Here is a 13,745-nt window from a genome sequence, read left to right as displayed (position 1 = left end):
CTACCGAAACAAACCCACCGCACCAGCCGCCCCGGCCCACGCCGGCATCAACTACAAAACCAACCAGCTGTCACAAACAGCTTGATTCATTCCGAACTTCCGGCGAACTCGCAGCTTTCCGGCGATTTCGGCAGGCTCAGCGCTCGAAGATGCCCGTGAGCGTCCCGCGGCCCAGGACGTGCGGCGCCAGCTTCTGCTCCAGCTTGGCCGGACTGAACCCGGCGTCCAGCCCGAGGTGCTCCACGTCCAGGGCGTAGACCGTGACGACGTAGCGGTGCGGACCGTGGCCGGGCGGCGGCGCGGCGCCCAGGTAGCCGTGGAAGCCGCCGTCGTTCTTCAGCTGTAGCGCACCGGCCGGAAGCAGCCGCCCGCCCTCGTCTCCGGCTCCGGCGGGAAGCGAGCTCACCCCGGCGGGGACGTCCAGCACGGCCCAGTGCCAGAAGCCGCCGCGGCCCGGGGCATCGGGATCGAACATCGTAACGGCGTAGCCCTTGGTGCCGTCCGGAGCGCCGCTCCAGCTCAGTTGCGGCGATTCGTCCTTGCCGCCGGCACGCATTTTGCCGCTGCGCTGGGCGGGCGGCAGGGTTTGGCCGTCGTGGAAGGACTCACTGCTGACGCGCAGGGATGGGGAGTGGGTGGACATCTGCTGCCTTTCAGTTGCTGGTGGAGTCGGCATTCCTGAGGTCGTCGTCGGCGAGAAGCGTTGCGTCTCTTTCCAGGGTCCCGAGTTCGAAGTGGTTCAGCTCGGCCCTGGTGGGCGGGTTCGCCCCGGGCCGGGACACCGTTACTGCCGCCGCCCAGGTGGCATGGGCCAACAGTTCACGGAGCGATTCGGCCGGGAATTCACGGAGCTCCTTCCGGTTCTGCGCCCCGTCCAGGCCCCGGTCCACCAGTCCGGAAATCAGCGCGGCCATGAAGGAATCCCCAGCACCGACGGTGTCCGCCACATCGACCTTGGGCGCAGGGAACTCGGCTTCACCGGCGGCTGTGATGCCCCAGGGACCGGCCGCGCCGCGGGTGACCACCACCAGGGCGGGCCCCTCGGATCCGCCCAGGGACAGCCACCGCCGGGCCGACTCGAGGACGTCCACGCCGGGGTACAGCCATTCGAGGTCCTCGTCGGAGGCCTTCACCACATCGGCGAATGCTACGAACTTTTCCGCCTGCCGGCGGGCATAGTCCACGTCGGTGATGATGCTGGGGCGGCAATTGGGGTCGAAGCTTATGGTGGCGGAGGGGTGGGCGTGCTCGACGGCGGCAAGAACCTCCGCGGCGCCCGGCGCCAGCATGGTGGCTATGGAACCGGTATGCACCAGGGTGGTGCCCTGCAGCATGAACGGCAGCCGGTTGCTGAGCCCGGGGAGCTCCCAGGCGAGGTCGAACGTGTAGGTGGCGGCGCCGTCGTCGTCGATCAATGCGGTGGCCACGCTGGTTGGCAGGGCATCCGGGCCCTGCGGGACCATCACCGAACTGGATTTCAGGTGCGCCGCCACGGACTCGCCGTAGGCATCGCGCCCAAACCTGCCAATGAACTGGACGGGATGGTCCAGCCGGGCCAGCCCCACCGCCACGTTGAGCGGGCTGCCGCCCACGTGGGCTTCGATTCCCGAGGAGCGTTGGACAACGTCGACCAGGCCTTCGCCAATAACTGTGAGCATGCTCATACTCTGCCAGAGAACGGGGCCTCGCGCGCTCCCGTTTCGGCCTTAATCCAAGGGGACACCGGCCGCCTCGGCGTCGCCGAACCTCGCATCCAGGTGGACCACATCCCTGCCCGCACGCCGCAGCAGGCTGGCTGCGACGCCGGCGCGGTAGCCGGAGCCGCAGTGGACCCACAGCTTTCCCGCGGGCACTTCGTCCATGCGGGCCAGGAGCTGGTGCACCGGGACGTTGACCGCTCCGGCCACATGGGACGCCGCGAACTCATCCGCGCGTCGCACATCCAGGACCGTGTCATCTTCGGCGCGGCCCGCCAGCAGGCCGTCCCAGCCCACGCGCGGGTAGGAGTCGATGGCGGCATCCGGGGCCAGTGCCTGCGGTTCGGTTCCGACGGCGGCATCCGGTGAATCGATGCCGATGCGGGAAAGGTCGCGGACGGCTTTTTCAACGTCGTCGTGCGAGCCCACCAGGGTCAGCTTCTCATCCCAGGGCAGGACCCAGCCAACGTAGGTGGTGAAGTTGGAGCCGCGCCCGTATTCGAAGCTGACGCTGCCTTTGAGGTGGTTGCCGGCGAAGGCCACGCGGCGGCGGAGGTCAACCACCCATTCGCCGTCGTGAAGGCGGCGGGTGAGCTCAGCAGGGTCCACGGACTCCGGAACGGCGAGGTCCGCCGGCCCGGGTCCGTTGGCGTTCCGGGCGCCCATGTGTGCGTAGTAGGACGGATAGGCGGAGAGATTGGCGATGAGCTCCTGGACGAAGTGGTCCTCGTCCGGGTCGGTCAGGGCGTGGTTGGCGTTGAGCTGCTCGCCCACCGTGGAGGAACCGGCTCCGGTGGCCGGTCCCACCGAGCAAAAGGAGCCGAAGCCGTGCGTGGGGAAGAGTGCGGCGTCCTCCCGGGCCTCGGCCACGAGGCGGCGCACGGAGGCGTACTGGTTATGGGCGAGGCCCACGGTGTCCGCGTCGGCCACGAGGTCGGTCCGGCCCACTGAGCCGTAGAGGAGGCTGCCGCCCGAAAAGACCGCCTGTTTTTCGCCGTCGTCCACGATGAACGACAGGTGCGTGTGGGTGTGCCCCGGCGTGGCGACGGCCTTCACGGTCAGGGATCCCACGCGGACAGCCTGGCCGTCGGTGATGGCTTCGCGCTCGAACTGCACCGCGTCTGCGGCGTTCACCAGGTACTTCGCACCGTGGGCTTTGGCGAGTTCCAGGCCGCCGGTGAGGTAGTCGTTGTGCAGGTGGGTTTCAGCGACATGGGTGATGGTGACGCCCGCTTCACGGGCGGCGGCTTCCACCCGGTCCGTGTCCCGCTGCGGATCGATTACAAGCCCGACTGTGCCGTCGTGCACCAGGTAGCTCCGGTCCCCCAGCTGCGGGGTATCGATGACAATGACATCCATGGCATCCTCCTCGGCGGGCGCGGCAGCTTCCCGACCGTACCGAAAAGCATACCCCTAGGGGTATGTCGTTTCAAGGGATCCCTGGAGCGTCAGCGGCTTCCGTGCTCATAGACGTCCGGGATGCCGTCCTGGTCCGAGTCAACTTTCTCCCGCTCCTCGGCCAGGCGGTACTGCCGGTTCCTGGTCCGCAGCACCACAGTGGCCAGGATTGCGGCGAGAAGCGACGCCGCCAGGATGCCCACCTTGGCGTGGTCGTCATGCAGGCTGCCGTGGCCGAAGCTGAGTTCCGCGACCAGCAGGGACACGGTGAAGCCGATTCCGGCCAGCAGCGAGACGCCGAAAACGTCGATCCATTTGAAGGACGCGTCCAGCCGCGCCCTGGTGGCCTTGGTAAGGATCCAGGTGGTGCCCATGATGCCGACAGGCTTGCCCAGGACAAGCGCCATGATGATGCCGATGGCCACGGGGTCGGCCAAGGCAGACCCCAGGCCTTCCCAGCCTCCCGTGGCAACGCCGGCGGAGAAGAAGGCGAAGATGGGAACGGCCACGCCGGCGGAGATGGGACGGAACCGGTGTTCGAAGATTTCCGCGAGGCCGGGGCCGGCTTCCGGACCACCGCCGGCCTTGGAACGGAGCACCGGGACGGCGAACCCGAGCAGCACGCCGGCCACCGTGGCATGAATGCCGGAGGCGTGCACCAGCGCCCACGTGGCAATGCCGAGCGGGAGAAGGATGGCCCAGGCAGCCATGAAGTGGGTGCCGAAAAAGCGGCGGTACTTCTGGGCAAGGAAGGCGTACAGCGCCAGCGGGATGAGGGCGAGCAGGAGCGGAGCCGCCTGGATGTCGCTGGAGTAGAAGAAAGCGATGATGCTGATGGCAATAAGATCATCCACTACTGCCAGGGTAAGCAGGAAGATGCGCAGGGCGCTTGGCAGGTGCGAGCCGATGATTGCCAGCACCGCGACGGCGAACGCGATGTCTGTTGCGGTGGGAATGGCCCACCCGCGCAGGGTTTCCGGGCTGTATATGTTCACCGCGGCATAGATCAGGGCCGGGACAAGCACGCCGCCGGCCGCTGCCGCCACGGGCACGATTGATTTGTTCAGCTGGCGGAGGTCGCCCGCCACAAATTCCCGCTTGAGTTCAAGGCCCACCAGGAAAAAGAAGATGGCCAGCAGACCATCGGCAGCCCAGGCGCCCAGGCTCAGTTCGAGGTGCCAGGGCTCATAGCCAATCCGGAAGTCCCGCAGCGCGAAGTAGCTGTCGGAGACCGGTGAGTTTGCCCAGATCAGCGCGATGACGGCCGCGGCCACCAGCAGGGCTCCACCCACCGTTTCCTTGCGCAGGATCTCGCCGATGCGCAGCGATTCCGCGTAGCTGCCGTAGCCGAGGACGGTGCGGGGCTTGGCGCCGGGCGTGGGCAGGGGTGCTTGGCTCATGGGGAGTCCTAAAAGTTGAGTCGACAAAACTACGCCGACCAGACTTCCCGGCTCACCTTCGTACAGTCTAGGCGAACCACCCTGCCCTGGACTAAACGGGATTCGTGGCTGGCCGCCCGGAACCTGGCCTGGCCGGGCCGGGCGCCGGCTCAGCCCAGGAGCTCCTGCACCAGGTCCCGGCACTTCCGGTACGCCGGCGCCTTCGGGTCAATCAGGGAGAAGTGGTCGCCCGGCACCTTAAGCAGCTGGACGGGTCCGCCCGCGGCCTTGGCCGCGCCCGCGTAGGACTCGGACTGGCTCGCGGGAACATCTTCGTCGTCGCTGCCGTGGACGGCGTAAACGGGGACCCGCAGCGGGACAGCGCTCATGGGGTCGGCGAATTTGTGCCGCTTCGGGTACTTCCCCGACGAGCCGCCCAGCAGGTTGCTGACGGCGCCGTTGCTGAGGTTGAGTTTCTCGGCGGCGGCCAGGTTCAGCAGGCCGGCCTGGCTGACCACACCGGTGAGCTGCACGGCGCCGTCGTCGTCGTTCTTCCGCTGCAGCTGGCGGTCCGCGTCAGGCGCGCCGAGCTGCCCGAGCCGGGTCCGGCCGGCCGCCCAGACGGCGAGGTGCCCGCCCGCCGAGTGGCCCAGGGCCACCACTTTGTCAAGGCCCAGCCCGTGGATCCCGGCGACGTCCCTGAGCTTGTCGATTCCCGCCAGCACGTCCTCGAAGGTGTGCGGCCAGCCGCCGCCGTTGCCGGCGCGGCGGTACTCCAGGTTCCAGGCCGGCATTCCGTGCATGGCAAGGTCCCGGGCCAGCGGCTCGCCCAGCTCGGCGCCGTACTGCGAGCGCCAGTACCCGCCGTGGATCACCACCACCACGCCTTTGGTTCCCACGGCCTCCGGCAGGAAGAGCTCACCCCACTGGCTGGGGTCACCGCCGTACTGATACTTGTGCCGCCTCACTGCGTCCTCCTTCGGGCCCGACGAACAGGAAGCGGACAGTGCCCCCAGTGTCACCGCTGCTGCGGCGGGCAGCCCCCGCCAAAGCAGGGTCCGACGCCGCAGATCAGCCATGTGCCGAGCCTACCTTGGGCGCCGGTCAGCCTGCGCCAGCAACCGTAGCGGGGACTCCTTGCACCAGTGAACGGCAGACCGTTCGACGGCGGTCCCCGGGGGTGTCTGCCCCCGGGCTGTCGTACGCCACCCGTAAGCTGGAAACATGGCTACCAACTGGGACCGCCTGGAGGCAGGCCTGCGCCAATCCGTGCAGGAAAACGTGGAGCTCTATGAGCGGGTCCGGCCTGCCCTGAAGCTGGTCACGCGGGAAGTCCTGCTCACGCTGCGCAGCATGCTCAAGGACACCGAGGTGACGCCCCTGTTCGTCACCGGCCGCACCAAAACAGTGGAGTCGTTCAAGGAAAAGATCTCCCGGACCGAGGAGCCGCTGGAGCCGGGCGGACCGCCAATGCTGAAGTTCCCGGATCCGTTCCGGACCCTCAACGACATGGTGGGCGTCCGCGTCATCACCAAGCTCCCGGCCGAGAACGCCGTGGTGGCCAACCTCATCAAGCGCCAGCGCCAGCTTTTTGACTGCCGCGGCGACCGCGAAAAGGACATCGGCTCCATCGAGTCCGGCACCTACGGCTACTCCAGCCGCCACCTGATCCTGCGGACCATCCAGAACGAGGCGGTCAAGGAGTACCAGCAGGTGTTCAACCCCGACCTCCAGCCCAACGGCAGCTACTTTTTCGAATGCCAGATCCGTACCGTTTTCGCCCACGCCTGGAGTGAGATCGAGCACGATATCCGCTTCAAGGCCGAGGACCCGCGCGCCTGGACGCCGCACTTTGACCGCCAGTTCACCGCCACGGCCGCCATGCTGGAAACGGTGGAAGGGGCCTTCGCGGACCTGCACGAACGCTACGAGGAAGTCCGTGGCTACTGGGACATGGAGGGCGAAGGCGCCGCGCAGCTCACGCCCAACCGGATCCGCGACGTCTGGCGCACGCTCTTGCCGCACGTTGACCGTAAAGTGGATGATGACTGGGGATGGGCAGCCGAACTCATGGCGGCCCACGGCCTCAACCAGACCGTACAGCTTGCAGGGCTGCTCAGCGCCAACCGGATCACCGAAGTCCGCAAGGCCCTGGACCACAGGTACTCCCCCGGCCCGGACCGGCTGCTGGATGACCTGCTGCTGTGGCAGTACGGCACCAAACACATTGACCTCACCGCGGAGGCGCCCGACGCCGTTCCGCACCCCCGGCGCGACAGCCTCCTGCGGCGGCTGAAGCAGATCGAGCGCTACCGCCAGACCAAGCCCTAGGAACAGATGAAGCCCGAACAACTCCAATCCGTCCGGGCTACGCTCCGTTCCCCGCGCCGCCTGAAGACTGAAGCCCTGGCCGGGCTGGTGGTGGCGCTGGCCCTGATCCCCGAGGCCATTGCGTTCTCCGTCATTGCCGGAGTGGATCCGCGGATCGGGCTGTTCGCGTCCTTCACCATGGCCGTCACCATCTCCTTCGTAGGCGGCCGGCCCGCCATGATCTCCGCAGCCACCGGTGCGGTGGCCCTGGTGATTGCCCCGCTGATGAGGAGCCACGGCCTGGACTACCTGATCGCCGCGGTGATCCTGGCGGGGGTCTTCCAGATCCTCCTGGCGCTCCTTGGCGTCACCAGGCTGATGCGCTTCATTCCGCGCTCCGTGATGGTGGGGTTCGTGAACGCACTGGCCATCCTGGTGTTCATGGCGCAGCTGCCGGAGCTGATCAACGTTCCGTGGCTGGTCTATCCGCTCGTGGCGGTTGGCCTGGTGATCGTGGTTGCGCTCCCGCGGCTGACCTCGGCCGTGCCGTCCCCGCTCGTGGCGATCGTCGCCCTGACGCTGTTCGCGGTGCTGGCCAACATCGACGTTCCGGCCGTGCAGGACAAGGGCCAACTTCCTGAAAGCCTGCCCACACTCTTCATTCCCAATGTGCCCCTGACGTTGGAAACGCTGCAGACCATCGCCCCGTTCGCGCTGTCCATGGCACTGGTGGGCCTGCTTGAATCGCTCATGACGGCCAAGCTCGTGGACGACATCACCGACACCCGTTCCAACAAGACCCGCGAATCCTGGGGCCAGGGCGTGGCGAACATTGTCACCGGCTTCCTGGGCGGCATGGGCGGCTGCGCGGTGATCGGCCAGACCATGATCAACGTCAAGGGATCCGGCGCCCGCAGCCGGGTCTCCACCTTCCTCGCCGGCGTCTTCCTGCTGGTCCTGGTAGTGGTTCTGGGCGATGTTGTGGGCCTGATCCCCATGGCCGCGCTCGTGGCTGTGATGATTTTCGTCTCCGCCATCACCTTCGACTGGCACTCCATCGCCCCGAAGACGCTCAAGCGGATGCCCAAGTCCGAGACCGCTGTCATGCTCATTACCGTTGGCACTGTGGTGGCCACGCACAACCTGGCGATCGGCGTGGGAGTCGGAGTCCTGGCGGCCATGGCCATGTTCGCCCGGCGGGTGGCCCACTTCGCCACCGTTGAACGCACCGAAATCGAGCTTAACGGCGAGACCGTTGCGACATACACGGTGGACGGGGAGCTGTTCTTCGCCTCCTCCAACGACCTCTATACCCAGTTCGAATACGCCCGCGATTCGGCCCCCACAGTGGACCGCGTCATCATCGACCTCCACGCCTCGCACCTGTGGGACGCCTCCACCATCGCCGTCCTGGACGCCGTCACCGAGAAGTACCGCAGGCACGGCAGGGAAGTGGAGCTGATCGGCCTGAACTCCGCCAGTGTCCAGATGCGAGAAAGGCTGGCAGGGAAGCTCAACGCCGGCCACTAACGCCGGCACGTCCCTCCGTGCCCCACACCCCCGATTAATCGCTGCTGCGGCAGCGAACCTGCAGTCCGCCACGCGACACAATTCGTTGTGTAACTCGTGTGACAAGAATTGTCATCTAAGATGGTTTCCGGGAGCAGTTCTGCGGTCCATATTGCGGGCGCACCACCCTGGGGGAGTGAAACAGCATGGCAGGAAAATTCGAATTTGTCGCCGCTGAACAAGGCGGCGTCCGCATCCGGCTCGTGAACGGCGCGGGCAACGTCCTGGCCGAATCGGGCATCTATCGTGACAGCGCAGCAGCCGCGTCCGGCGTCACGGAGATTCGCGAGCACGCGGCCACGGCGCATATTGCCGATAACAGCACGGCTCCGCCGGAATAATCGCAGTCGGAACAATCGCAGCAGGAATAACCGCCGCAGTAGCGGTGGTGATCCGACAGCCTGGTTCGACATAAATGTCAGACGTCTGTTCATGAATTGGTAGGACTAACTTGCCAAGTGTGAGCATTATTGGATGCTCGAGGCAACAAAAACACACGAAAATGCGCCAGCCGGCACTGAAGCTGATGCCGCGCCGATCAATCCTGCACTGGCGGCTGAGGCGAAGATCGCCCGCATCGCGGTGACGGTCTTCCCGATCCTGGTAGTGATTGCGGGCATTGCCGGCTTCCTGCTGCCCGGGGCCTTCCAGCCCATGGGCCCCAGCGTTCCCTACCTGCTGGGGATCATCATGTTCTGCATGGGCCTGACGCTTACTCCGCCTGACTTCGCGTCCGTGGTCAAGCGGCCTTGGGCCGTGGTGCTGGGCATCGTGGCCCACTACGTGATCATGCCGGGCGCCGGGTGGCTGATCGCCGTGGCGCTCAACCTCCCGCCGGAGCTGGCCGTAGGCCTCATCCTCGTTGGCTGCGCACCGTCCGGAACCGCCTCCAACGTGATGGCGTTCCTCGCCAAGGGAGACGTAGCACTCTCGGTGGCCGTGGCGTCCGTCTCCACCCTGATCGCTCCCATCGTCACGCCGCTGCTGGTCCTGTTCCTGGCCGGGTCCTTCCTGCAGATCGACGCCGGTGCCATGGTGCTGGACATCGTCAAGACCGTCCTCCTGCCGGTGGTTGCGGGTCTTGTTGCCCGCCTCTTCCTCAAGAAGCTCGTCGCGAAGGTGCTACCGGCACTCCCCTGGGCATCCGCCGTCGTCATTTCCCTGATCGTTGCGATCGTGGTGGCCGGCAGCGCCAGCAAGATTATGGCCGCTGGCGGCATCGTCTTCCTCGCCGTTGTCCTGCACAACGGATTTGGCCTAGGCCTCGGCTACCTGGCCGGGAAGCTGGGCCGCCTGGACGACAAAGCCCGCCGGGCGCTTGCGTTCGAAGTGGGCATGCAAAACTCCGGCCTAGCGGCCACGCTGGCTACCGCGCACTTCAGCCCGCTGGCTGCGCTGCCCTCGGCGGTGTTCTCGCTGTGGCACAACATCTCAGGGGCGATCGTCGCCGCCTGGCTGGCCCGGCGTCCGCTGCGCGAAAGCCCTGTTCGCAGTGCGGCCACCCAGGACGCCTAGCCACCCTGGACTGCAACACACTGAGGGGCACCGGGGCTTCCCGACGCCCCTCAGTTGCGGTGTTGGTCAACTGCTGAGTTGGTCAACTGCCGGGTTCGTCAGTTGCGGTGGTGCTCGATGAGCCAGCCGGCCATCTGTTGCGCCCGCTTTGAAGCGAGGAAGTCCCCCTCGGTTGCCGAGATGATGGAACCCTTCATCAGGATGTGCCAGGAGCGCGCAAATTCCTCGGTGCGGCTCAGTCCGGCCTCCTTCGCGAGCGCCTCGATGTGGCCGCGGATCCTGCTCAGGTAGCCGATGCTCGCCTTTCCCAGCGGATGTTCGGGGCCCATCTCGAGCAGTACGTTGATGAAGGTGCAGGCCTCGAAGTCGTCACGGTGGAACCAGTCGCCAAAAACATCGAAAACCGCCAACAGCCGTTCTTCGGGAGTGTTTCCACGACGTCGGGCCTCGGAGACGATGAGGTCCACGGTCCAGACCTGGTCCCGGAGCGCCAGGAAGGCCAGGACAAGCGCATCCTTGGACGGGAAGTGCCGGTAGAACGTTGCTTTTGCTACGCCGGAACGACTGATGAGTTCGTTGGTCCCTACATCGCGGATCCCGCGGCGGGAGAACAGCTCATAAGCGGTGGCAAGAATGCGGTCCACGGGGTCGTCGCGGCCCGCCATTGCCTCGGCGGGCAACAAGGTGGAACGGTTGGCATCTTCGGCAGTCATTGTAGAAGGAATTTTACATGCGGAGGGAGGGGCGCGTGGTGTTCGTGCGTTCCAAACGAGGCTCCTGTGCGCCGTGATGGCTGTCCGCAGGTCTACATGGAGCGCTGCGGGCGCCTCACGTGGTGGCGGTTCGCGCCGATAACCCTGGACCGGTGCCGTACAGGGCCGCGGTGCAGGGCCTGGATGAAACCGTCCAGCAAGGCGGGATCCTTGGCGCTGTTGGCCAGGTCCACAAGGTCGGCGGCCGTCCTGGCCAGCTTGATGTTGCTGTGCTGGCTGTGGCTGACGAGCAGCTTGAAGGCCTCCTCCGAACCGATGTGGAGGGCGCCCATCAGGATGCCTTTGGCCTGCTCTATGGTGCTGCGGCTCGCGTTCGCCGCCGCTACAGCCGCCCGGGCATACGCTTCTGTCTCCTTCTGCAGCGTCCTGGTGAGGTCAATGATGAAAGCGTCAATGTGGCTCAATCTGCCGCACTCATCGAGCACTGCTTCGCCTGTGGTCAGGATCCTGTGCTCCCGCAGGCGGGCGTCGATGAGCCGGTCGTAACTGAAAAAACTGCCACCGGTTTTGCGTGCCTGGTCGAAGATCTCGCGGCTGCGCGTCCGGTCGTCCGGATGCTTGTGCGAGAGGAACAGATCGAGGGTGGGCACAATTTCGCCGCGGCAATAGCCGTGAATGAGGTAAACCTCCTCCGACCAGTCCAACTTGCCGCTGGCCCCGTCGAAGCGGAAGGTCCCAACGATGCAATCCGCGGCTGCAAGGGCGGTGGGGTACGCCTGCGGGATTTTCGGCGCGGCCACGGAACTCAACACGTACGGAGATCGGCTACGACGGTTGCCGACCCTAGGGATTGCCGCCACCGGACCAGGATCTGCTGTTTCCGACTCGCCGCCCGCCCGCCCAGGGCGCGTGCTGCGGAGGAAACGCGGGGACGCGGGAGCCTTGCGGGATTGAACGATCCCGCCGGAATGACTTTACGCTTTTCCCCGGATTCCCCTCCTGCCGCCGGGTCGGCTGCCGATTCGGTGGTCGTCCCGTCCGCGATGACTTCCGTCGTGTCTTCCGTAGCCGGTGCCGGGATTTCGGTAACAAAGCCCATCCCGGCGTACTCGCGCACCTCTGCAATGCCGGCCACTGCGCTGCGCTTGTCCGGGAAGGGCTTGGAGAGCGCCATGACTGTTCCGTCCGGAGCTGTCAGTTGAAACCTAAAGGAAGAATCCGAGTCGGCGAAAATTTCGAACATGCCTGCCATTGAGCCCTCCTGGTGTTGGGATCATGCCGGCTTCCGGTGACGCCATCGTCAGCGGAAGCAGCGTGAATCCATCCATGGGTTGCCGGCCGCTGTGATCGGCCGGGGCGAATTGATGAATTCATGAAAGTCTGAACTACTCCACTCGTCCGCGCAAGGGGTGGCCACGGATTGAAAATACCGCGTGGCTGGGATGAGTCCGGGGGCTACGATGTACATGGAACTCGAGCTAATGGAGGCGGTTGCAAGACAGACCTTTCTGTCTGCCATAGTCTTTAATCGTTGAAGCACAGCTTGGTGCCGCACATTGGATGTAAGGAGGGAGGCCCGATGAAGGACGATCTGCCCGTAGCTCTGGTCCCGAGTAACGTGAAGGCCGAACTTTTCAAATCCATGGGGCATCCTGCACGGGTGCAGCTCCTGGAAATGCTTGCGGAAGGCCCTGTAGCTGTCAGTCGATTGCGCGACGATACCGGCCTTGAAGCCTCGAACCTGTCCCAGCACCTCGGCGTGCTCCGCCGGCAGCGCCTGATCACCCCCTCGCGCCAGGAAGGCAGGCTGTTTTACGAACTGTCCTGTCCCGAGGTGAGCGTGCTGCTCCTGGCGGCCCGCTCGCTGCTGGGTACCGTACTGCAGTCCACGCGGCTGACCCTGATGGCGCTGGATGAATCCGCAAGGGAAGCCGCCGTCCGCTAAGCCCGCGGGGTGGATCCCTCCGCGCTATGATGCGAGCAGGGACTTCCCGGATCGTCGCAGCAATACTGGGATGCAACGTTGTAAAATTGGAGCAGGCACAACCGTCGCCTCAGGAATTCAGTAAACGGGGGATGCGGCATGGCAGCCACGCTTCACGACGTCGCGCGCGTTGCGGGAGTGTCATTCAAGACCGTCTCAAACGTCATCAACAATCATCCGCACGTCCGGGACTCCACGCGTGCCCGCGTGGAGGAAGCCATCGCCGCGCTGGGTTACCGACCCAACCTCACGGCGCGCAGCCTGCGCTCCGGGCATACGGGCGCGATCACCCTGGCGCTCCCCCAGCTGAGCCTGCCGTACTTCGCAGAGCTGGCCGATTCGGTCATCGAGGCCGCAGCCAAGCACGGTCTGGTGGTACTCATCGAACAAACCGGGGCGGACCGCGGCCGCGAGCTCGAGGTGATGGCAAGCCCGCGCCTCAAAATGTCCGACGGACTCATTTTTAGTCCGCTTGAGCTGGGCCAGGAGGACGTTGACCTCATTAAGGCCGAGGTGCCAATCGTCCTGCTCGGCGAACGCATCTTCAACAGCCAGTCGGACCACGTGACCATGCAGAACGTTGCGGCCGCCCGGGCAGCCACGGAGCACCTGCTCAGCCTTGGACGGACGCGCATCGCCGTGGTGGGCGCGCACCAAGGAGAGGTGATCGGTTCCGCCGGCCTGCGCCTGCGGGGCTACCGTGAGGCGCTGGCAGCCCGGAACATCCCGTACGACGACGGTATCGTCGCCTACGTCCGCGACTGGCACCGGTCCAACGGTGCGGCCGCCATGCACGACCTCCTGGACCGCGGGGCCACGTTTGATGCCGTGTTCGGCCTCAATGACACGCTGGCGCAGGGTGCGGTGCGTGTTCTCCAGGAAGCAGGCTTCCGCGTTCCCGACGACGTTGCAGTGATCGGCTTCGACGACCTCGACGAGACCCGGTACTCCCTGCCGACGCTCAGCACCGTGGATCCGGGGCGGGGCGAAATTGCCGAGACGGCCATCAGGCTGCTGATGGAACGGATCAAGAACCCCGACGCCGGGCCGCCCCGGGAGGTCGAATCGGCGTTCCGCATTGTGCCGCGCGAGTCCACGGTAGGCGGGCAGGCACCGCCACGCGTTAGGGATTAGTTCCGGAAATCGCCGCGGCCGGCCACCATGGGGCGGCCGGCCGCGG

14 protein-coding genes are annotated in these 13,745 nt (G+C 65.8%); 6 read left to right on the top strand and 8 right to left on the bottom strand.

The window, feature by feature from the left end:
• Nucleotides 1-136: 136 nt before the first annotated feature.
• The 5 genes from J2S97_RS14490 to J2S97_RS14470 form a co-directional block, all read right to left on the bottom strand.
• The gene (locus J2S97_RS14490) at nucleotides 137-643 is read right to left on the bottom strand and encodes a YbhB/YbcL family Raf kinase inhibitor-like protein (RefSeq protein WP_307050596.1); all 507 of its coding nucleotides are present in this window, start codon (nucleotides 641-643) and stop codon (nucleotides 137-139) included.
• 10 nt (nucleotides 644-653) lie between these two features.
• Nucleotides 654-1,658 carry a carbohydrate kinase family protein gene (locus tag J2S97_RS14485; RefSeq protein ID WP_307050595.1) on the bottom strand — a complete coding sequence of 335 codons (1,005 nt, stop codon included), beginning with the start codon at nucleotides 1,656-1,658 and terminating at the stop codon, nucleotides 654-656.
• Between the two features lie 48 nt (nucleotides 1,659-1,706).
• Nucleotides 1,707-3,056, bottom strand: coding sequence for an MBL fold metallo-hydrolase (locus J2S97_RS14480; RefSeq protein WP_307050594.1), 1,350 nt, complete (start codon nucleotides 3,054-3,056; stop codon nucleotides 1,707-1,709).
• Between the two features lie 89 nt (nucleotides 3,057-3,145).
• Nucleotides 3,146-4,495 carry a Na+/H+ antiporter NhaA gene (nhaA, locus tag J2S97_RS14475; protein ID WP_307050593.1) on the bottom strand — a complete coding sequence of 450 codons (1,350 nt, stop codon included), beginning with the start codon at nucleotides 4,493-4,495 and terminating at the stop codon, nucleotides 3,146-3,148.
• Nucleotides 4,496-4,644: 149 nt separating this feature from the next.
• Nucleotides 4,645-5,442, bottom strand: a complete 798-nt coding sequence (locus J2S97_RS14470; RefSeq protein ID WP_307050609.1) for an alpha/beta hydrolase — start codon at nucleotides 5,440-5,442, stop codon at nucleotides 4,645-4,647.
• Nucleotides 5,443-5,698: 256 nt separating this feature from the next.
• On the opposite strand from J2S97_RS14470, the gene J2S97_RS14465 reads away from it, so the two are divergent.
• From J2S97_RS14465 to J2S97_RS14450, 4 genes are all read left to right on the top strand, one after another.
• Entirely contained in the window at nucleotides 5,699-6,805 is a 1,107-nt protein-coding gene (locus J2S97_RS14465) for a GTP pyrophosphokinase (protein ID WP_307050592.1), read from the top strand.
• Between the two features lie 6 nt (nucleotides 6,806-6,811).
• Nucleotides 6,812-8,314, top strand: a complete 1,503-nt coding sequence (locus tag J2S97_RS14460) for a SulP family inorganic anion transporter (protein WP_307050591.1) — start codon at nucleotides 6,812-6,814, stop codon at nucleotides 8,312-8,314.
• A 185-nt stretch (nucleotides 8,315-8,499) separates the two neighbouring features.
• Nucleotides 8,500-8,694, top strand: coding sequence for a YegP family protein (locus tag J2S97_RS14455; protein ID WP_307050590.1), 195 nt, complete (start codon nucleotides 8,500-8,502; stop codon nucleotides 8,692-8,694).
• Nucleotides 8,695-8,827: 133 nt separating this feature from the next.
• Nucleotides 8,828-9,868: a bile acid:sodium symporter family protein gene (locus tag J2S97_RS14450; RefSeq protein ID WP_307050589.1), complete on the top strand. Its 1,041-nt coding sequence runs from the start codon at nucleotides 8,828-8,830 to the stop codon at nucleotides 9,866-9,868.
• A 98-nt stretch (nucleotides 9,869-9,966) separates the two neighbouring features.
• Here the strand turns inward: J2S97_RS14450 and J2S97_RS14445 are convergent, their stop codons facing one another.
• The 3 genes from J2S97_RS14445 to J2S97_RS14435 form a co-directional block, all read right to left on the bottom strand.
• On the bottom strand, nucleotides 9,967-10,581 hold the full coding sequence (locus J2S97_RS14445; protein WP_373460561.1) for a TetR/AcrR family transcriptional regulator: 615 nt from the start codon (nucleotides 10,579-10,581) through the stop codon (nucleotides 9,967-9,969).
• A 92-nt stretch (nucleotides 10,582-10,673) separates the two neighbouring features.
• Nucleotides 10,674-11,381, bottom strand: coding sequence for a PAS and ANTAR domain-containing protein (locus J2S97_RS14440; protein WP_307050587.1), 708 nt, complete (start codon nucleotides 11,379-11,381; stop codon nucleotides 10,674-10,676).
• 5 nt (nucleotides 11,382-11,386) lie between these two features.
• Complete coding sequence (locus J2S97_RS14435) at nucleotides 11,387-11,833, bottom strand: YegP family protein (RefSeq protein ID WP_307050585.1); 447 nt, start codon at nucleotides 11,831-11,833, stop codon at nucleotides 11,387-11,389.
• Between the two features lie 327 nt (nucleotides 11,834-12,160).
• Here J2S97_RS14435 and J2S97_RS14430 point away from each other — a divergent pair, with 327 nt between their 5' ends.
• Together J2S97_RS14430 and J2S97_RS14425 are read left to right on the top strand one after the other, a co-directional pair.
• Nucleotides 12,161-12,526 (top strand): ArsR/SmtB family transcription factor, encoded by a 366-nt coding sequence (locus tag J2S97_RS14430; protein ID WP_307050583.1) that lies wholly within the window; start codon nucleotides 12,161-12,163, stop codon nucleotides 12,524-12,526.
• Nucleotides 12,527-12,664: 138 nt separating this feature from the next.
• Nucleotides 12,665-13,699 (top strand): LacI family DNA-binding transcriptional regulator, encoded by a 1,035-nt coding sequence (locus J2S97_RS14425; RefSeq protein ID WP_307050581.1) that lies wholly within the window; start codon nucleotides 12,665-12,667, stop codon nucleotides 13,697-13,699.
• Nucleotides 13,700-13,745: the final 46 nt, after the last annotated feature.

It is taken from the genome of Arthrobacter oryzae (assembly GCF_030812315.1).
Lineage (GTDB): Bacteria > Actinomycetota > Actinomycetes > Actinomycetales > Micrococcaceae > Arthrobacter > Arthrobacter oryzae_B.
The sequence above is the reverse complement of the archived record's forward strand: the minus strand, read 5'-3'. Positions and strand labels throughout refer to the sequence as shown.

Excerpts from the sequence above, each read along its gene's own strand:
- J2S97_RS14465 (WP_307050592.1), top strand. The coding sequence starts at position 5,699 with ATGGCTACCAACTGGGACCGCCTGGAGGCAGGCCTGCGCCAATCCGTG.
- J2S97_RS14430 (WP_307050583.1), top strand. The coding sequence starts at position 12,161 with ATGAAGGACGATCTGCCCGTAGCTCTGGTCCCGAGTAACGTGAAGGCC.
- J2S97_RS14450 (WP_307050589.1), top strand. The coding sequence starts at position 8,828 with ATGCTCGAGGCAACAAAAACACACGAAAATGCGCCAGCCGGCACTGAA.
- J2S97_RS14425 (WP_307050581.1), top strand. The coding sequence starts at position 12,665 with ATGGCAGCCACGCTTCACGACGTCGCGCGCGTTGCGGGAGTGTCATTC.
- J2S97_RS14490 (WP_307050596.1), bottom strand. The coding sequence starts at position 643 with ATGTCCACCCACTCCCCATCCCTGCGCGTCAGCAGTGAGTCCTTCCAC.
- J2S97_RS14445 (WP_373460561.1), bottom strand. The coding sequence starts at position 10,581 with ATGACTGCCGAAGATGCCAACCGTTCCACCTTGTTGCCCGCCGAGGCA.
- J2S97_RS14480 (WP_307050594.1), bottom strand. The coding sequence starts at position 3,056 with ATGGATGTCATTGTCATCGATACCCCGCAGCTGGGGGACCGGAGCTAC.
- J2S97_RS14485 (WP_307050595.1), bottom strand. The coding sequence starts at position 1,658 with ATGCTCACAGTTATTGGCGAAGGCCTGGTCGACGTTGTCCAACGCTCC.
- J2S97_RS14435 (WP_307050585.1), bottom strand. The coding sequence starts at position 11,833 with ATGGCAGGCATGTTCGAAATTTTCGCCGACTCGGATTCTTCCTTTAGG.
- nhaA (WP_307050593.1), bottom strand. The coding sequence starts at position 4,495 with ATGAGCCAAGCACCCCTGCCCACGCCCGGCGCCAAGCCCCGCACCGTC.
- J2S97_RS14460 (WP_307050591.1), top strand. The coding sequence starts at position 6,812 with ATGAAGCCCGAACAACTCCAATCCGTCCGGGCTACGCTCCGTTCCCCG.
- J2S97_RS14455 (WP_307050590.1), top strand. The coding sequence starts at position 8,500 with ATGGCAGGAAAATTCGAATTTGTCGCCGCTGAACAAGGCGGCGTCCGC.